General features: G+C 72.5%; 14 protein-coding genes. 6 read left to right on the forward strand and 8 right to left on the reverse strand.

Annotated elements, in window-relative coordinates; translation table 11 throughout:
- Positions 1–59: 59 nt before the first annotated feature.
- Positions 60–1,301 (reverse strand): helix-turn-helix domain-containing protein, encoded by a 1,242-nt coding sequence (locus tag ACFWEJ_RS16785; protein ID WP_377230351.1) that lies wholly within the window; start codon positions 1,299–1,301, stop codon positions 60–62.
- Between the two features lie 229 nt (positions 1,302–1,530).
- On the opposite strand from ACFWEJ_RS16785, the gene ACFWEJ_RS16790 reads away from it, so the two are divergent.
- Positions 1,531–2,805 carry a hypothetical protein gene (locus tag ACFWEJ_RS16790; RefSeq protein WP_377230352.1) on the forward strand — a complete coding sequence of 425 codons (1,275 nt, stop codon included), beginning with the start codon at positions 1,531–1,533 and terminating at the stop codon, positions 2,803–2,805.
- 11 nt (positions 2,806–2,816) lie between these two features.
- Here ACFWEJ_RS16790 and ACFWEJ_RS16795 read toward each other — a convergent pair whose 3' ends face one another.
- Complete coding sequence (locus tag ACFWEJ_RS16795) at positions 2,817–4,640, reverse strand: serine/threonine-protein kinase (RefSeq protein WP_377230353.1); 1,824 nt, start codon at positions 4,638–4,640, stop codon at positions 2,817–2,819.
- 82 nt (positions 4,641–4,722) lie between these two features.
- Positions 4,723–5,973, reverse strand: coding sequence for a tRNA dihydrouridine synthase DusB (gene dusB, locus ACFWEJ_RS16800; RefSeq protein WP_377230354.1), 1,251 nt, complete (start codon positions 5,971–5,973; stop codon positions 4,723–4,725).
- 210 nt (positions 5,974–6,183) lie between these two features.
- Here dusB and ACFWEJ_RS16805 point away from each other — a divergent pair, with 210 nt between their 5' ends.
- Both ACFWEJ_RS16805 and ACFWEJ_RS16810 read left to right on the forward strand, forming a co-directional pair.
- A complete protein-coding gene (locus ACFWEJ_RS16805; RefSeq protein ID WP_377230355.1) occupies positions 6,184–7,626 on the forward strand; it encodes a basic amino acid/polyamine antiporter in 1,443 nt (480 codons plus the stop codon).
- 28 nt (positions 7,627–7,654) lie between these two features.
- Complete coding sequence (locus ACFWEJ_RS16810) at positions 7,655–8,917, forward strand: arginine deiminase (RefSeq protein WP_377230356.1); 1,263 nt, start codon at positions 7,655–7,657, stop codon at positions 8,915–8,917.
- 16 nt (positions 8,918–8,933) lie between these two features.
- Here the strand turns inward: ACFWEJ_RS16810 and ACFWEJ_RS16815 are convergent, their stop codons facing one another.
- Both ACFWEJ_RS16815 and ACFWEJ_RS16820 read right to left on the reverse strand, forming a co-directional pair.
- Positions 8,934–10,706, reverse strand: a complete 1,773-nt coding sequence (locus ACFWEJ_RS16815) for a glycoside hydrolase family 13 protein (RefSeq protein WP_377230357.1) — start codon at positions 10,704–10,706, stop codon at positions 8,934–8,936.
- Positions 10,707–10,840: 134 nt separating this feature from the next.
- Positions 10,841–11,890 carry a LacI family DNA-binding transcriptional regulator gene (locus ACFWEJ_RS16820; RefSeq protein WP_377230358.1) on the reverse strand — a complete coding sequence of 350 codons (1,050 nt, stop codon included), beginning with the start codon at positions 11,888–11,890 and terminating at the stop codon, positions 10,841–10,843.
- A gap of 160 nt (positions 11,891–12,050) precedes the next feature.
- Between ACFWEJ_RS16820 and ACFWEJ_RS16825 the strand changes: the two genes are divergently transcribed.
- Genes ACFWEJ_RS16825 through ACFWEJ_RS16835 form a run of 3 tightly spaced genes read left to right on the forward strand, consistent with a single transcriptional unit; the run spans position 12,051 to position 15,726 of the window.
- Positions 12,051–13,274, forward strand: coding sequence for an extracellular solute-binding protein (locus tag ACFWEJ_RS16825; protein ID WP_377230359.1), 1,224 nt, complete (start codon positions 12,051–12,053; stop codon positions 13,272–13,274).
- Positions 13,274–14,842, forward strand: coding sequence for an ABC transporter permease subunit (locus tag ACFWEJ_RS16830; protein WP_377230360.1), 1,569 nt, complete (start codon positions 13,274–13,276; stop codon positions 14,840–14,842). The genes ACFWEJ_RS16825 and ACFWEJ_RS16830 overlap by 1 nt, the downstream gene beginning before the upstream one ends.
- Positions 14,842–15,726 carry a sugar ABC transporter permease gene (locus tag ACFWEJ_RS16835; RefSeq protein WP_377230361.1) on the forward strand — a complete coding sequence of 295 codons (885 nt, stop codon included), beginning with the start codon at positions 14,842–14,844 and terminating at the stop codon, positions 15,724–15,726. The genes ACFWEJ_RS16830 and ACFWEJ_RS16835 overlap by 1 nt, the downstream gene beginning before the upstream one ends.
- A 24-nt stretch (positions 15,727–15,750) precedes the next feature.
- Here ACFWEJ_RS16835 and ACFWEJ_RS16840 read toward each other — a convergent pair whose 3' ends face one another.
- From ACFWEJ_RS16840 to ACFWEJ_RS16850, 3 genes are all read right to left on the reverse strand, one after another.
- Positions 15,751–16,968, reverse strand: a complete 1,218-nt coding sequence (locus ACFWEJ_RS16840; RefSeq protein ID WP_377230362.1) for a type II toxin-antitoxin system HipA family toxin — start codon at positions 16,966–16,968, stop codon at positions 15,751–15,753.
- Entirely contained in the window at positions 16,958–17,215 is a 258-nt protein-coding gene (locus tag ACFWEJ_RS16845) for a helix-turn-helix domain-containing protein (protein ID WP_377230363.1), read from the reverse strand. The genes ACFWEJ_RS16840 and ACFWEJ_RS16845 overlap by 11 nt, the downstream gene beginning before the upstream one ends.
- Positions 17,216–17,296: 81 nt before the next feature.
- Positions 17,297–17,407, reverse strand: a 111-nt coding sequence (locus tag ACFWEJ_RS16850; RefSeq protein ID WP_377230364.1) for a hypothetical protein, incomplete at its 5' end; no start/stop codon positions are given.

Here is a 17,407-nt window from a genome sequence, read left to right on the forward strand (position 1 = left end):
CACCCTCAGGACGGGTGCGGCCGGGCCGTGTCGTCAGCGGACGGCGTCCGGCGCTCCGGTCAGGAGACGGCCGAGATGGCCATGAGGGAACCGGTCTCGGTCGTCGGGTCGGTGCTCGGGGCGTACCGGTTCACCGAGGCGATGGGGACGCCGAGGCGTGCCGCGACCTCCTCGATGCTGAGGTTCTGCGCCCAGCGGAGCACGCGGATCTCGCTGATCTGCGCCGTGGTCAGCGCCGGCGCCGGCTCCGCGGGCGCCGCGACGAGGGCAGGCGCGGCGACGGGCGCCGGTGCCGGGGTCGGCGCGACCTCCCTGGAGAGGTCCTCCCACTCGGCGGCGGGCGCCTCGACGGGCGGGCTCACCGGCAGGGCGGTCCGCTCCGGCTTCACGGGCGCGTACTTGTCCTCCAGGTGCAGCCGCTCGGCGCTGATCGTCTCGGCGTCGGCCGGCGCGGTGTCGGCGGCGATGTCCGCGGTGGTGTCGGCCTCGACCGGGTCGACCAGGGACCCGTCCTCCGGGTTGATGGGCAGCGCGAGCTTCGGCAGCACCATCTCGGTCAGGGCGGCGGCGCTCGCGGCCGCCTCCTCCGGGGTCCGGCGGGGGGCGTTCGGCTCCGGCATCCACTCGCCGGCCAGCGTCGCGGCCTCCTGGACGACGTCGCGGATCGTGCGCTCCGACTCCAGGTGCGGGCGCGTCACCTCCGCGGTCACGGCCGCGGGCACGTGCCGGTGGACCCGGCCCACCGCGGCGTTCACGTCGGCGATGCGGGCCGCTCGCTCCGCGTCGGGGGCGATCTGCGCCAGGCGCACCGCGTCGAGCATGTCCAGCACGGCCGTCTGGCGGTCGTTGTGGATCTCCGCGGCCCGGTCGAGGGCGCGCGAGCTGGAGGCCGACTGGAAGAAGAGGTGGACCGCGACGGCGGCCAGGACGGGCGCGACGGCGCGGGAGATGGCGAAGATGCCCTCCCCGAGCAGCCAGCCGTGCCACGCGGCGAGCGCGCCGGAAAGGATGCCGACGACGATCGCGCCGCCGAGCCAGCGGGCGTGCCCGGACACCGGGCGGCCCGTCTCGAGCGCGCGGTCTGCCCGGCGGCGCCCCTCCCAGGCGAGGCCGATCACCAGTGCCTCGTAGGCGACGCCCAGGGCGTAGCCGAGCCGGGGGCCCTCATAGGCGGCGATCGTGTGCGACATGCCGATGTAGGCCCAGGCCGAGAGCCCGAAGGCACCCAGGGCGAAGCCCGGGTTCCTCCGCGTGTCGGCGATGACCGCCGGAACGCGTCGGGGACGTTTCTCCGATGCCATGTTGGGTAAGTCCCTTTCGGTCAGAACAGGTGAGGACGGTAGCGATGGTGCAAGGCTGATCTTCGTCTACTTTGCGTCCTATGCGCTCTTCACGCCGAAGATCGACCTCAATCTTTTATCGAACGACCCGTTCGCGGGCCGGGCAAGCCGGTCGATCAGGGGCGAAAAGTTATCCACAATGACGCCTCGTGGCCCAGCGCGATAGATGTTCGTGCCGAATGATATCCCTATGAGTTCATCACGTCGGTCCACGCCGACCACCACCGCCGTCGGCCCCCTCGACGGGCTGAGCCTGCGCGGCCGGCTCGACCTCGCGGCCCGGCTGGCCGGCCGCCTGGCCGCCCACGTGCTGCGGCCCGCCAACGCCGCGGCCGTCGAGCGCCTCGTGGGGTACGTCCGGTCCGAGTCGCTCGTGCCCGCGGGCGAGGTCGACCCCGAGCGGTACGCCGCCGTCACCCGGGACTGCGCGACGGACCTGCTGGTTCACGCCGGGCCCCGGGAGGAGCGCGGGTCCCTGGTCCGCCGCCTCCTCGCCGAGGGGGCGTGGGGCGCGGTCCACGGCCCCGGCGGCGAGGACGAGGACGACGGCACCGACCCCGCCGGCCTCGTCCTCGACGCGGCCGAGCGTGCGCTCCTGGAGCAGTGGCACGACGGCGGGGTGCTCGGCCACTTCATCGTGACCGACCTGGTGGACGAGCACGCGGTGCTGCACAACCTGGAGGACGACCTGGACTACCGGGTGTTCACGGGACGCTCCGAGATCCGCGCGGTCGCCCTCGCACCCGGTCTGCCGCTGTCCGGGCGGGTGCTGCCCGTCGGCGCGGTCTGGGTCTTCGCGAGCACCCCGGCGGTCTTCCTGCCCGACGCCATCGAGGGTGTCGTGCACGGCGTCGTGGCGCTGCTGACGTCGTCGCCGTCCCCGGCCTTCCGCAACCCGCGCACGCTGGCCCGCGCCCGCGAGCTCGTCGCCGACCACCACCGGGCCTTCCTCGACCTCTTCGGGGACGTCGTGGTCGAGGGCACCGCGTCGCACGTCGTGGACTGCTGCCTGCGGTTCAAGGACCGGGTCGGGGCCCCGGCCGAGGAGTTCGCTCTGCTCGGCGCGCTCCGCGACGAGCGCTGGCTGCCCGACGACGCCGCCGACCCCGACGACGCGACGTTCGCCCTGGTGCACCACCCCGTCAAGGGGCTGCGGCTGCTCGACTGGTATGCGCAGCTCCGCGAGGTGCACACGGCGCCGCTCCTGCCGTGGAAGCCGCGGCGGCTCGCGCAGGTGCTGGCCGACCCGGACGCGCCGTCGTGGGTGCTCGCCCTGCTCGCCGAGCGCCACCCGGACCACCTGGACGTGCTGTACCGGGAGGCGTCCGGCCGCCCTGGTCTCACCTGGGCGCGGGACGGCGCGGCGCTGCTCCGGGACCGCGAGCCGGCGTCCGGCCGGGACGAGCCGGGGATCGTCATGGCGGCGTCGGTCATGGGCCGGGTCCCGCCGCCGGGCTGGTCGTGAGACCGGCCCGGTCACTCGGGCGGGGTCCAGTCGGCCGGCATGGTGAACGTGGTGCGGAACTCGTCCGACCGGTAGCCCGCCCGCTCCGCCTCGACCGTCACGGTGATGCGGTTCCCCTTGTGGCTGCCGCGGATCCACGTGCGCGGACCGGCCGGCTCCGCCTCCGACCCGATGGCGACGCCGCCGTCGATGTCGACGTAGGTCCACGTATAGGTGACGTTCGGGTCCTGGTTGACCTCGCAGTGGGCGAACCAGCCGGCGTGCAGCGTGCCCGTGGTGAGGTAGACCCCGCAGCTCGGCTTCGGCACAGAGGGCTGGGGCACCGTGCCGGTGGCGTTGGAGAGCACCGCGGCCTCGGCGTACCCCGACCGGCCGCCGGTCAGCTTGACCTGGACGGGTTTGCCCACGTCGCCGAGCGCGACGGTGTAGCTGCACGACCCGAGGTTGTCCCGCTCCTCGCCGCCGACGCTCCACACGCACGTCCTGTCGGCCGGCTGCGGCGTCCAGCCCTTCGGCCACGCGGTGATCTTCTGGCCCACCTCGACCTGCGCCGGGATCGACACGGTGCCGGGCCGGAACTCGGTGAGGACGGCGTCCTGCTCCTCGGCCGTCTCGTCGTCCGGCTCGGCGACGGGCTCGTCGACAGGGGTGGCCGGGGCGCTGGGCGACGCGGACGGCTTCTTCGACGGTTCCTTCGCGCTCGGGCTGGGGCTGGGGCTGGGCGTGCCGGAGGTCCCCGCGGGCGCCGTCCCCTCGGCCTGGGGTGCACTGGGCGTGTCGTCGGGGCCCAGGAAGTGCACCAGGGCCGCGGCGCCGCCGCCGCTGGCCAGTACCAGGCCGAGCGCGACGAGGCCGGTCACGACCCGGCGCCGCACCCGGCCCGGCGCGGGCGCGGGGTCCGGCGGCGCGGCGTCCGGCGCCTGCTCCGCGCCCAGCACGGTGTCCGCGCCGGCCAGGCCGGCGCCGGTCAGGCCGGTGACCTCGGGCTCGACCAGCGGCAGGGGGGCGAGCGCGGCGAGGACCGCTGCCGGCGTCGGGCGGGCGGCGGGGTCCTTGGCCAGGCACGCGGTCACCAGACCCCGCAGGCCGGCCGGCACGTCCTTAAGGGCGGGTGGTTCGTGCACGATCCGGTAGGTGACCGTGGCCAGGCTGCCCGTCCCGAACGGCGGGGTGCCGGTCGCCGCGAGGTGGGCGACGGCGCCGAGCGACCACACGTCGGTCGCGGCGGTGACGGCCTCGCCGCGGGCCTGCTCGGGCGACATGAACTGGGGTGTGCCCGGCTGGACGCCGGTGGTGGTCAGCGAGGTCGCGTCGGAGTCGGCGACCACGCCCAGGTCGATCAGGACCGGCCCGTCGGGGCCGAGCAGCACGTTGGTGGGCTTGACGTCGCGGTGGACGAGTCCTTGGCGGTGGATCGCGTCGAGGGCTTCGGCGAGGCCGGTGACGAGCTCGCGGACGGCGTCCTCGGGCAGGGTGCCGAGCTCGGTGATGGCCTGCGCGAGGGTGGGTCCGGGTACGTGCTCGGTGGCGAGCCAGGGTGTGGGCGCGTCGACGTCGTAGTCGACGACGGCGGCCGTGCGGTGGCTGCGCAGCCGGGTCGCGGCGGATACCTCGCGGCGGAACCGGGTGCGGAACTCGCTCTCGCCCGTGCGTTCGGGGTGGATCACCTTGATCGCGAGCAGGCGGCCGCTGCGGGTCGCGCCGAGGTAGACCACGCCCATGCCGCCCTGGCCGAGCCGGCCGCGGATCTCGTAGCCGCCGATCTCGGGCGGGTCGTCGGCGGCGGGAGGCTTGACCTCGGGCACTGGGACACGTCGGACCACGGCGGACAGCACGGAAGGAGCGTAACGGACGTGCTCGGCTTCACCCGCCGCCCGGGGAGTTCTACCCGCCGGGTCGGCCGCCGGCGGGCCGCTCTCAGCCGCCGCTGACGCTCAGCTCCGCCTCGCGCAGCTTCGCCTCGAACTCCTCGGACAGCTCCCGGGAGTCGAGCCAGCCGTACGGCAGGTGCGGGGTCTTGGGGGAGCCGGCACGGCCGCGCGGACCCTCGGCGTCGTCCCCGGGGTAGGGAGCGTCCAGGTCGAGGGCGTCGAGCCGCTCGCGGAGCTCGGCCAGGGTGTCGATCAGCGCGAGGGAGTGCCGCTTCTCGCCGCCCACGGCGTAGCCCTTGAGGTACCACGCCATGTGCTTGCGCAGGTCGCGCATGGCCTTGCCCTCGTCGCCGTCGAAGTACTCGACCATGAGCAGGCCGTGCCGGTAGATCGTGTCGGTGACCTCGCGCAGGCCGGGCCGGATCCGCAGGTCCGAGCCGTTGAACGCGGCGGCGAGGTCGGCGAACAGCCAGGGGCGGCCCTGGCAGCCCCGGCCCACGACGACGCCGTCGGCGCCGGTCTCCTCGACCATCCGCAGCGCGTCCTCGGCGGACCAGATGTCGCCGTTGCCGAGCACCGGCACCGTCCGCACGGCCTCCTTGAGGCGCGCGATGGCCTCCCACTCGGCCTGGCCGGAGTAGTGCTGGGCGGCGGTGCGCGCGTGCAGCGCGACGGCGGCGGCGCCGAGCGACTCGGCGATCCGGCCCGCCTCCAGGTACGTCAGGTGGTCGTCGTCGATGCCCTTGCGCATCTTGACCGTCACGGGCACGCCGTGCGGCTCGGCGGCCTCGACCGCGGCCTTGACGATGTCCGTGAAGAGCTGCCGCTTCCACGGCAGGGCGGCCCCGCCGCCCTTGCGCGTCACCTTGGGCACCGGGCAGCCGAAGTTGAGGTCGACGTGGTCGGCGCGGTCCTCGCCCGCGATGATCTTCACGGCGGCGCCCACGGTGGCGGGGTCCACGCCGTACACCTGCGCGGAGCGCGGGGTCTCGTCCGCGCCGAACGTGACGATCCGCAGGGCCTCGACGTTGCGCTCCACGAGCGCGCGGCTGGTGACCATCTCCGCGACGTACAGGCCCGGGTCGAACCCGGCCGACCGCCCGGCCTCGCGGCACAGGGTGCGGAAGGCGCGGTTGGTCACGCCGGCCATCGGGGCCAGCACCACCGGCGTACCCACGGTGATGGGCCCGATCTGGAGGGGTGCGAGCACGGGCGAGCCGGGGCGCGCCGCGTCACCCGGACGGGTGGCGGCGTCGGGCAGCGGGGCGGAGCCGAGCAGGGAGGTCACGGGGTCCATTCTGACGCACGCCCGCCGGGAGCCGCTGCGACGCGGGCCACACCGGGGCGGCGCGCGCCGCGGGGTGCGCGAAGGAGGTCGGGTCTGACATCTTTTGCCGACTAGTTACCCCCATGTATGTAATTGCTCTGCCGGAGCATCGAGGGGCGCGAGGCGACGGAGACGTAAACCGGGCGACCGGACCGTGCTCGACCGCTCGGGGGTCTCGTGATGGCGCAGCAGTCGGAGAGCAGCACGCAGGGCCGCACGGCGAAGATCAGCGTGGCCACGCTCACCGCCATGGTGGTGGGCTCCATGGTCGGCGCGGGGGTCTTCTCGCTGCCCAGCCGGTTCGCCGGCGAGACCGGGGTGCTCGGGGCGCTGATCTCCTGGACGGTGGCCGGCACCGGGATGCTCATGCTCGCCTTCGTCTTCCAGCGCCTGGCGATCCGCAAGCCCGACCTCGACTCCGGGGTCTACGCCTACGCGAAGGCCGGGTTCGGCGAGTACCTCGGCTTCTTCTCGGCGTTCGGGTACTGGGCGAGCGCCTGCGTCGGCAACGTCACCTACTGGATCCTCATCATGTCCACGCTGGGCGCGCTGCTGCCCGCGCTCGGGGAGGGCGACACCCTCGTCGCGTTCGTGGCGTCGTCGGCCTGCGTGTGGCTGTTCTACCTGCTCGTGCGCCGCGGCGTGAAGGAGGCGACGGCGATCAACCGCATCGTCACCGTCGCCAAGCTGGTGCCCATCATCGTGTTCGTGCTCATCTGCGTGTTCCTGCTGGACCCGCAGGTGCTCGCGGAGAACTTCCGGGGCTACGGCATCACCGGCCCGCTGTTCGAGCAGGTCCGCGGCACCATGCTGGCCACGGTGTTCGTCTTCCTCGGCGTCGAGGGTGCGAGCGTCTACTCGCGGCACGCGCGCCGCCGGGAGGACGTCGGCCGGGCGACCGTCCTGGGCTTCCTCATGGTGCTCGCGATCTTCGCCTCCGTGACGATCGTGTCGTACGGGATCCTGCCGATGGAGGAGCTCGCCGACCTGCGCCAGCCGTCGATGGCGGGCGTGCTGGAGGCGGCCGTCGGCGGCTGGGGCGCCGTGTTCGTGAGCGTCGGCCTCATCGTGTCGGTGCTCGGCGCCTATCTCGCCTGGACGCTCATGGCGTCCGAGGTGCTGTACGTCGCGGCCAAGGACCGGGACATGCCACGGTTCCTCGCGGTGCAGGACGCGAACGACGTGCCCCGCGCCGCCCTCCTGCTGACGACCGCCCTGATCCAGGTGGTCCTCTTCGTCACGCTGCTTTCCGACGACGCGTTCACCTTCGCGCTCGACCTGACCAGCGCACTGTCCCTCATCCCGTTCCTGCTGGCCGCGGGCTACGCCCTCAAGCTGGCGCTGGGCCGCGGCGGCCCGGCGGAGGGCAGCCGCACCACCGGCGACCTCGTCATCGCGACCCTGGCCGTGCTGTACACGGCGTTCCTGCTGTTCGCGGCGGGACTGACGTTCGTGCTGCTGTCGTTCGTGATCTACGCCCCGGCGACCATCCTGTTCGCGATGACCCGGCGCGAGCAGGGCCGGCGCGTGTTCAGCCGGGGCGAGCTGGTGATCTTCGTCGTGTCGGTCATCGGCGCGGTGATCGGCGTCGTCGCGCTCGCCACGGGCGCGATCTCCATCTGAAGGCCATCTCCGTCCGAAAGGGAAGACCATGACGATCCAGAGCGGCGATGGGACCCGGCCCTCGGCGGCCTACGGGGTGCACTCGGAGGTCGGGCGGCTGCGCAAGGTGCTGGTCTGCCGGCCCGGGCTCGCGCACCGGCGCCTGACGCCCACCAACTCCGACGACCTGCTGTTCGACGACGTGCTGTGGGTGGACCGGGCGATCGAGCACCACGCCGCGTTCGTCGCGGACCTGCGGGCGCGCGACGTCGACGTGGTCGAGCTGCACGACGTCCTCGCCGCGACCCTGCGGGTGCCCGGCGCCCGCGACTGGCTGCTGGACCGCAAGATCGTCCCCGGCATCGTCGGGCCGGGCCTGATCGACGCAACCCGCGGGTTCCTCGAGGGGCTCGCCCCCGAGCAGCTCGCCGAGTACCTCATCGGCGGCCTGGCCACCCACGACGTGCCCGACCTGCCGGCCGCCTACCGGTCGCTCGCCGAGTACACGCAGGACGCCCGGGAGTACCTCATGGCCCCGGTACCCAACACCCTGTTCACGCGCGACACGACCTGCTGGCTCTACGGCGGCGTGACGCTCAACCCGCTGTACTGGCAGGCCCGGCACGACGAGACGCTGCTGATGAAGGCCGTCTACGAGTTCCACCCCGACTTCGTGGGGTCCACCGTCTGGTGGGGCGACCCGGAGACCGACCACCAGCGGGCGACGCTGGAGGGCGGCGACGTCATGCCCGTGGGCAACGGCACCGTGCTGGTGGGGATGAGCGAGCGGACGTCGCGGCAGGCGATCACGCAGGTCGCTGCGGCCCTGTTCGAGGGCGGCGCGGCGCAGCAGGTGGTCGTCGCGGGCATGCCCAAGCTGCGCTCGGCGATGCACCTGGACACCGTCATGACGTTCGCCGACGTCGACACCGTGACGGTCTACCCGCGCATCGTCGAGGCGATCCACGCGTTCGTGCTGCGGCCCGGCGACGGCGGGGCGGTGGCGGTCACGGACGAGGGCAGCACGCCGTTCCTGGACGTCGTCGCCCGCGAGACCGGGCTCGGCGAGCTGCGCGTCATCGAGACCGGCGGCGACGTCTACGAGTCCGAGCGGCAGCAGTGGGACAGCGGCAACAACGCCGTCGCGGTGGAGCCCGGCGTCGTGTTCACCTACGACCGGAACACCACCACGAACGACCTGCTGCGCAAGGCCGGCATCGAGGTCATCGAGATCACGGGCGCCGAGCTGGGGCGGGGCCGCGGAGGCGGGCACTGCATGACGTGCCCGATCATCCGCGACCCCGCCTTCTGAGCCGGGACCGGAGGGGTCAGGCGCGCAGCCAGACCGTCGTGTCCGACGGCAGCTCGCCCGAGTCCTCGTCGAGCTCGCCCGAGGCGACCAGCACCTGCGCCCCGGCGGGCAGCGTGAACGACGACGCGCCGAGGTTGGCGACCACGACGACGTCCGCCACCCGCAGGGCGACGACGTCCGGGTGGTCGGCGAGGGAGTCGACCCACGCGAGCGTGCCCGCGCCGAGGTTCTCGGCCCGGCGCAGGCCGAGCGCGGCGCGGTACATCTCGTACGTCGAACCCTTGACGCCGTACTGCTGGTCGGCGGCGAGCTCGGCGTAGACGTCGGGCTGCGGCAGCCAGGTCTTGCCCGTGGGGCCGAACCCGTTGCCCGGCGCGCCGCCGACCCAGGGCAGCGGCACGCGGCAGCCGTCGCGGCCCGGCTCGGCGCCGTTCGTGCGGAAGAACGACGGGTCCTGGCGGACGTCGTCGGGCAGGGCGGTGTGGTCGGGCAGGCCGAGCTCCTCACCCTGGTACATGTACGCCGAGCCGGGCAGGCCGAGCATGAGCAGGGTCGCGGCGCGGGCGCGGCGCAGGCCGAGCGCGGCGTCGGGCTGCGGGTCGGTCGCGCCGATGCCGTTGAGCTGGCGCCCGCCGATCTCCTCCAGGCCGAAGCGCGAGGCGTGCCGCACCACGTCGTGGTTGGACAGCACCCAGGTGGTGGGGGCGCCGACGGCCTCCATGGTGCTCAGCGAGGCGTTGACGACGGTGCGCACCGTCGCCGCGTCCCACGGCGCCGTGAGGAACGAGAAGTTGAAGGCCTGGTGCATCTCGTCGGGGCGCACGTACCGGGCCAGGCGGCTCAGGGGCTCGACCCAGGCCTCGGCCACCAGGCAGCGGTCGCCGTCGTACTCGGCCAGCACCTTGTGCCAGGCGCGGTAGATGTCGTGCACGCCGTCCTGGTCGAACATCGGGCCGCGGTTGCCCGCGCCCGTGGAACCGTCCTCGGGGGCGGCCGGGTCGGCCTCGGTGGCCTCCTCGACGGTGCCCTCGACCATGGCGACCTGGCCGTCCCAGTCGGGCAGGCCGGCGGCCTTGATCATGCCGTGCGCGACGTCGACGCGGAACCCGTCCACGCCCCGGTCGAGCCAGAACCGCAGCACGTCCTCGAACTCGAGGCGAACCTCGGGGTTGTCCCAGTTGAGGTCGGGCTGCGTGGAGTCGAAGAGGTGCAGGTACCACTGCGGGCCCAGCGGGCCGTCGTCCTCGCGCGGGGCGAGGCGCGTCCAGGCCGGGCCACCGAAGATGGACTGCCAGTTGTTCGGCGCCTCGTCGCCGGCCGGGCCGCGGCCGTCGCGGAACATGTACCGCTCGCGCTCGGCCGAGCCGGGGGCGGCGGCCAGCGCCTCCTGGAACCAGACGTGCTGGTCGGAGGAGTGGTTGGGCACGAGGTCGACGATGACCTTCAGGCCGCGCTCGTGGGCGCCGGCGAGCATCTCGTCGAAGTCGGCGAGCGTGCCGAACAGCGGGTCGATGTCGCGGTAGTCGGCCACGTCGTAGCCGGCGTCCTTCTGGGGCGAGCGGTAGAACGGGCTCAGCCACACGGCGTCGACGCCGAGCTGGGCCAGGTGGTCGAGCTTGGCCGTGACGCCCGGCAGGTCGCCGGTGCCGTCGCCGTTCCCGTCCGCGAACGAGCGCGGGTAGACCTGGTAGATCACCGCGTCACGCCACCACTCGCCGTTGCCGGCGGGGGTGTGGACGGGGGCTCCGGCGGTGAGGTCGGAGGTGGTGATCGGGGCAGTGCTTGTCACGTGTCGCGTCCTCAGGGGTCGGGAAAAAGGGCTGTAACGCTTGCTGCAAGCGTACGGGAGGAATCGCGCCCGATCGGACAGTGTGCTGCGTCAGACAGCCGTCGTCCCGCTGTCGGACGGCGGCCGGTGGACCGTCAGACGGTCGCGTGCGGCGCCGCGCCGGTCGAGCCGCGCACGACCAGCTCGGGGGTGAACAGCAGCTCCGACCGCGGTGCGCGCTCGCCGTGGATCTCGGTGAGCAGGGCGCTCACGGCCGCGTGCGCCATGTCGGCCACCGGCTGCCGCACCGTCGTCAGCGGCGGGTCGGTGAACGCCACCAGGGGCGAGTCGTCGTAGCCGACCACGCTCACGTCGTCGGGCACGGACAGGCCGCGGGCGTGCGCGGCCCGCACGGCGCCGAGCGCCATCAGGTCGGACCCGCAGACCACGGCGGTGTGCCCGGAGTCGAACAGCTCGCCGGCGGCGGCCTGTCCGCCCTCCAGCGTGTAGAGCGTGAGGCTGACGTGCTTGCGCGCCTCCTCCTCGGTGGCCACCAGGCCGTGCCGCAGGAGCTGGGCCACGAACGCCTCGATCTTGCGCTTGGCGGGCACGAACCGGTCCGGCCCGATGGCCATGCCGATGCTGCGGTGGCCCAGCGCCACCAGGTGCCGCACCGACAGCTCGATGCTCGCGCTGTCATCCGGCGACACGAACGGGGCGTCGATGCCCTCGGCGTAGCCGTTGATGAGCACGATCGGCAGGCCGCGCCCGCGCAGGCGCTGGTAGCGCTCGGTCGACGCCCGGGTGTCGGCGTGCTTGCCGGAGACGAAGACGATGCCGTCCACGGCGTGGTCGATCAGCGTCTCGACGTACTCGTCCTCGGTGGTGCCGCCCGGCGACTGGGTGCACAGCAGCGGCGTGTAGCCGCGCGACGCGAGCTGCGACTCGATGGCCTGCGCGAACGCGGGGAACACCGGGTTGGACAGCTCGGGGACCACCAGGCCGATGAGGCCGGCGGGGCGGGCGCGCAGCGCGGACGGCCGCTCGTAGCCGAGCACGTCCAGGGCGGCGAGCACCGCCTGGCGGGTCTCGCCCGCCACGCCGGGCTTGCCGTTGAGCACGCGCGACACGGTCGCGGTGGAGACCCCCGCCTGTTCGGCGAGGTCGGTCAGTCGGGTGCGCACGCCAGGCAGCCTAGGCGACATGCGGTTCCTTCGTCCTGGGTGTTTACCGGGTGTCGGATGCCGGGTTGCAAGCGATGCTGAAACTTTATCGCAACTTCTTGCACAATCGGACGATGTGCCCGTACGGTTCGGGCATCGAAACCCAGGCCCGACGTCGGGCCGCGAACCATCGGGAGTGACGATGCGACGGAGCATCCTGACCGCCGCTGTCCTGACCACGACGCTGGCGCTGGCCGCCTGCTCGGGCGGCGCAGAGGATCAAGCAGGGGGCGAGGAGTCCACCCCGCCCAACGGGGAGGGCAGCACCCTGACCGTGTGGGTCGACGAGACCCGCCAGGCCGCCGTCGAGGACGCGGCCACCGGCTTCGAGGAGGCCACGGGCGCGCAGGTGGACGTGGTCCTGAAGAACTTCGAGGACATCCGCCCCGACTTCCTGGCCCAGGTGCCCACGGGCAAGGGCCCGGACATCACCGTCGGCGCCCACGACTGGCTGGGTGAGCTCACGACCAACGGCGTCGTGGCCCCGATCGAGCTCGGCGACACGGCCGACGCCTTCGAGCCGGTCTCCGTCTCGGCCTTCACGCAGGACGGCCAGGTCTACGGCCTGCCCTACGCCGTGGAGAACATCGCGCTGATCCGCAACACGGAGCTCGCCCCCGAGGCGCCCGCCACCTGGGACGACGCGATCGCCGCCGGCAAGGACGCCGGCACCAAGTACCCGCTGCTGATCCAGACCTCGACCGAGGGCGACCCCTACACGTTCTACCCGCTGCAGACGTCGTTCGGCGCCCCCGTGTTCGAGCAGAACGAGGACGGCTCGTACAAGCCGGAGCTCGCGCTCGGCGGCGAGGGCGGCACCGCGTTCGCGGAGTGGCTCGCGGAGCAGGGCGACGCCGGCAACCTGAGCACCGACGTCACCTACGACATCGCGCTGGCGGCCTTCGCCAAGGGCGAGTCGCCGTTCATCGTGGGCGGTCCCTGGATGCTGGAGTCGTTCGGCGACCTCGACCTGGCGATCGACCCGCTCCCGAGCGCCGGCGGCGAGCCCGCCCAGCCGTTCGTGGGCGTGGCCGGCTTCTACGTGAGCGCGCAGAGCGAGAACGCGCTGCTCGCCAACGACTTCCTGGTCAACTACATGGCCACCCCCGAGGCGCAGCTCGCGCTCTACGAGGCGGGCGACCGTCCGCCGGCCCTCATCGAGGCCGCCGACACCGCGTCCGAGGACCCGATCACGGCGGGCTTCCGCGCCGTCGGCGCCGACGCCGTCCCGATGCCGTCGCTGCCCGAGATGGGTGCCGTCTGGGCGTACTGGGGTGTGACCGAGGCCGCGATCATCTCCGGCAAGTCCGACCCGGCCAAGGCCTGGGACAAGATGGTCACCGACATCCAGGGCGAGATCGGTTGATGTACTCACCCGTGACCCGGGGCTCCGGCCGGACCGGCTGGAGCCCCGGGTTTCTCGTCAAGCTCGTCCTGATCGCCCTGGTGGACGCCCTGGGCGTCTACGCAGTGCTGGCCGCGTGGGGCGCCGAGTCCTGGGGCGTCCTCGCCGCGATGGTGGCGCTGCTGCTCGTAGCCAACTGGGCCTACTTCTCCAAGCGCGCGCTGCCCCTGAAGTACATCCTGCCGGGCCTGGCCTTCCTGCTCGTCTACCAGGTGTACGTGGTGGCCTACACGGGCTACGTCGCGTTCACCAACTACGGCGACGGGCACAACAGCACCAAGGAGCAGGCCATCGAGGCCCTCCTGGTGCAGAACGAGCGGCGGGTCGAGGGCTCGCCCTCCTCGCCGCTGACGGTCGTGGCCGACGGCGACACGCTCGGCTTCGCGATCGTCTCGCCCGACGGCGCGGTGGAGGCCGGCACGGCCGACCAGCCCCTGGAGCTGGTGGACGGCGCGACCGTCGACGCCGGCCGGGTCACCGCGCTGCCCGGCTACGACGTGCTGGAGTACGCCGCCGTCCTGGAGCGGCAGCAGGAGGTCACGAAGCTGCGCGTCCCCGTCTCGGACGACCCGAACGAGGGCTCGGTCCGCACGCAGGACGCGCGCACCGGCTACGTCTTCACGTCCACGCTGGAGTACGACGCGGCGTCGGACACCATGACCGACACGACCACCGGGGTGACGTACACGCCCAACGACGACGGCCAGTTCGAGGCCGCCGACGGCACCACGCTCCCCGTCGGCTGGCGCGTGCTGGTCGGGTTCGACAACTTCGTCACCGCGTTCGGCGACGAGCGGTACGCCGGGCCGTTCGGCAAGATCCTGGTCTGGACGTTCGCGTTCGCCGTGCTCTCGGTGGCCTCGACGTTCCTGCTCGGCCTGTTCCTGGCGATCGCGTTCAACGACGCGCGCCTGCGCGGCCGCCGCATCTACCGGACGCTCGTGATCCTGCCGTACGCGATCCCGGGGTTCCTCGCGGCGCTGCTGTGGTCCGGCATGCTGAACCGCTCCTACGGGTTCGTCAACGAGGTGCTGCTGGGCGGGGCGTCGATCCCGTGGCTCACCGACCCGGTGCTCGCCAAGCTGGCGGTGCTCGGCGTGAACCTGTGGCTCGGCTTCCCGTACATGTTCCTGATCTGCACGGGCGCGCTGCAGTCCCTGCCGACCGACGTGCTGGAGGCCGCGAAGATCGACGGCGCCGGCCGCTGGCGCACGTGGCGCTCCATCACGCTGCCGCTGCTCCTGGTCGCGACGGCGCCGCTGCTCATCTCGTCGTTCGCGTTCAACTTCAACAACTTCACGCTGATCTACATGCTCACGGGCGGCGGCCCGCGGTTCGACGACGCCTCGGTGCCGCTCGGGCACACCGACATCCTCATCTCGATGGTCTACTCGGTCTCCGGCCTGGACGGGACGGCGGCCAAGGACTACGGCCTGGCCAGCGCCCTGTCGATCGTGATCTTCGTGGTGGTCGCGACCATCTCCGCCCTCGCGTTCCGGCGCACCCGATCGCTCGAGGAGATCGCCTGATGAGCCCGCGCACCGCACACGTTCCCCGCCGCCCCGGGCAGCGTGCCCGCTGGTTCTCCGAGATCGGCTGGCGGCACCTGGTCGGCATCCTCGCCGTGGTCTACGCAGGCTTCCCGCTCGTCTACGTCGTCTCTGCGTCCCTGGCCGACGGCGGCACCCTGACCGGCTCGAACGACCTGTTCGCGTCGGTCTCGGGCGCCAACTACGCGGCCCTGGCCGGCACGCGGTTCTGGACCTGGATGGCCAACACCCTGGTGGTGGCGGTCGCGACGGGCGCCGGCACCGTGCTCATGGGCGCCGCAGCCGCGTACGCCTTCTCGCGGTTCCGGTTCAGCGGACGCCGGGTGGGGCTCACGGCCCTGCTGATCATCCAGATGTTCCCGCAGATGCTCGCCTTCGTGGCGATCTTCCTGCTGCTCATCTCGCTCGGGAACGTGGTGCCCGGCCTCGGCCTGGACTCCAAGCTGTCGCTGATCTGCGTGTACCTCGGCGGCGCGCTCGGCGTGAACACGTTCCTCATGTACGGGTTCTTCAACACCGTGCCGCGCGAGATCGACGAGGCCGCGAAGATCGACGGCGCCTCGCACGCCCAGATCTACTGGACCATCGTGCTGCGCCTGACCGCGCCGATCCTCGCCGTGGTGGGGCTGCTCAGCTTCATCAGCACGTTCGGCGAGTTCATCATCGCGCGCGTGCTGCTCCAGTCGGAGGACAACTGGACGCTCGCCGTGGGGCTCTACGGCTGGGTGTCGTCGCTGCAGGACGCCAACTGGGGCCTGTTCACGGCGGGCGCCGTCGTCTCGGCCCTGCCGGTGCTCGCGCTGTTCCTGTTCCTGCAGAAGTACATCGTGGGCGGCCTGACGGCGGGCTCCGTCAAGGGCTGAGGCGGTCGCGGGGCCGGTCGGTGCTCAGGCCCGACCGAACCCCGCGGCCCGTTCGAGCAGCTTCTCCCGCACGTCGCAGGGATCGTCCTCGACGTCGCGCGCGGCCTCGCGGATCCGCTCGACGACGTCGTCCACGAGCTTCCTGGACCGCTCGGCCGACCGCCCCCAGGCGACCGACTCAGCCGCGAGGTCGGTGGGGCCGATGTACTGCAGACGGGTCTTACCGTTCACGGCCAGGCCGGACCGGTCGTACCGGGGGACGACCAGTTGCACGGCGGCTGCGTCGTACAGGGGCGCCGGACGCACGCGGGCCTCCGCGTCGATCACGTAGGAGTAGTTCTTCGCGTGCGAGTCGCCGTTGCCCACGACGACGTTGAAGGTCACCTGCTCCAGCAGGGTGTCGAGAAAGCCGTCCGGGTCGGCGGCGTGCTCGTGGGCACGCTCGGCGAGCTCCGTGAGGTGGCCTGGACTGCGTGCCTGCTCGTACTTGTCCCGGGTCGCGAGCCCGAGGCCCTGTGCCAGGTCCTCCTGATGGATCCGTTCGCCGTCGACCCGGTCGTAGCGCTCGACCACGATCGCGGTGCGGCCGCCGAACTCCCGGACCTCGGTCGCCGCGGCGTCGATGCCCGCGGCGCGCGCGAGGCGCATCGTCCAGTCCTCAAGGCGCACGAGGTCGGGTATCACCGCGTCGGAGAGTGGCTCAGGCTTGACGATGTGCGTCGACGGCGCGCCGTCGAGCGGCCAGGCCCAGCCGTCCGGGGTCGCCGTGAGCAGAACCTTGGCCTGGATCCCGCCGAGCGACGCGGTCATCGGGAGGTCGTCCGCGAGCGGAAGCGTCGGGAGGTCGGACACGATGCCGTCGGCCTCCGCGTCCGAGAGGACCCGAAGCGTGCCCGACGACGGTTCGGTTCCGGGTGGCAGCACCTGTACCGCTCCCGCGCACTCCGCGCCGAGCGCTCTGAGCAGACCGAACGCGTCGTCCGGGGCAAGTCGGTGCTCACGTTCGAGCTGTCCGCGAAGCGGTGACTCGGGCAGAAGGCCGTCGAAGTAGCGCTTGAGGTGAGGGCCCTGGACGCGACGTACGGTGATCGGCAGCGAGAGCGAGAGCGGGCACGAACCCTCACCCCAGCGGGTGATCGCCTCGGGTGTCCACCAGAGGCGTAGGCGGCCGTTGCGGAGCTGCGTCAGCTCGGCGACCTGGATCCCATGGAGCCAGACCGCGAGCGTGCTCTCAGCCGGCATCGTCGAACTCCACTCTGACGTGCGCGCTGCGGGGAACGACGTAGATCTCGTAGCCGGCGCGCGCGAGCGTCTTGGTCAGCACCTCGGTGGTGACGGGCACGCCGCGCTCCAGCCGGGAGAGCGTCGGTCGCGAGGAGCCGATGTGCTCGGCGAGCTCGGACTGGCTGAGGCCGACGGACTCCCGCGCGCCTTTGACGGCGGCGCCGAGGGCGGTGAGTCCGCGGACGCGGAACCATCGCTGAATCATATGTGATTCACTCCTCCCGATCGGCACAATGAATCAGATATGAGCAGTCTCGACCGTAGGTGTCGATGCGTCAAATCTGATTCACGCCGCGGAGCGGTCGACCAGCCGGCGGTGCAGCGCGATGGCGGACAGGTCCGTCAGGGACGCGACCTGGTCCACCACCACGCGCAGGCGCGCGGCGTCGTCGGACGC

The sequence above is a fragment of the Promicromonospora sp. NPDC060204 genome, from assembly GCF_042728455.1.
Taxonomy (GTDB): Bacteria; Actinomycetota; Actinomycetes; order Actinomycetales; family Cellulomonadaceae; genus Promicromonospora.

Excerpts from the sequence above, each read along its gene's own strand:
- ACFWEJ_RS16805 (WP_377230355.1), top strand. The coding sequence starts at position 6,184 with ATGGCGCAGCAGTCGGAGAGCAGCACGCAGGGCCGCACGGCGAAGATC.
- ACFWEJ_RS16835 (WP_377230361.1), top strand. The coding sequence starts at position 14,842 with ATGAGCCCGCGCACCGCACACGTTCCCCGCCGCCCCGGGCAGCGTGCC.
- ACFWEJ_RS16830 (WP_377230360.1), top strand. The coding sequence starts at position 13,274 with ATGTACTCACCCGTGACCCGGGGCTCCGGCCGGACCGGCTGGAGCCCC.
- ACFWEJ_RS16840 (WP_377230362.1), bottom strand. The coding sequence starts at position 16,968 with ATGCCGGCTGAGAGCACGCTCGCGGTCTGGCTCCATGGGATCCAGGTC.
- ACFWEJ_RS16790 (WP_377230352.1), top strand. The coding sequence starts at position 1,531 with ATGAGTTCATCACGTCGGTCCACGCCGACCACCACCGCCGTCGGCCCC.
- ACFWEJ_RS16820 (WP_377230358.1), bottom strand. The coding sequence starts at position 11,890 with ATGTCGCCTAGGCTGCCTGGCGTGCGCACCCGACTGACCGACCTCGCC.
- dusB (WP_377230354.1), bottom strand. The coding sequence starts at position 5,973 with ATGGACCCCGTGACCTCCCTGCTCGGCTCCGCCCCGCTGCCCGACGCC.
- ACFWEJ_RS16810 (WP_377230356.1), top strand. The coding sequence starts at position 7,655 with ATGACGATCCAGAGCGGCGATGGGACCCGGCCCTCGGCGGCCTACGGG.
- ACFWEJ_RS16785 (WP_377230351.1), bottom strand. The coding sequence starts at position 1,301 with ATGGCATCGGAGAAACGTCCCCGACGCGTTCCGGCGGTCATCGCCGAC.
- ACFWEJ_RS16845 (WP_377230363.1), bottom strand. The coding sequence starts at position 17,215 with ATGATTCAGCGATGGTTCCGCGTCCGCGGACTCACCGCCCTCGGCGCC.
- ACFWEJ_RS16825 (WP_377230359.1), top strand. The coding sequence starts at position 12,051 with ATGCGACGGAGCATCCTGACCGCCGCTGTCCTGACCACGACGCTGGCG.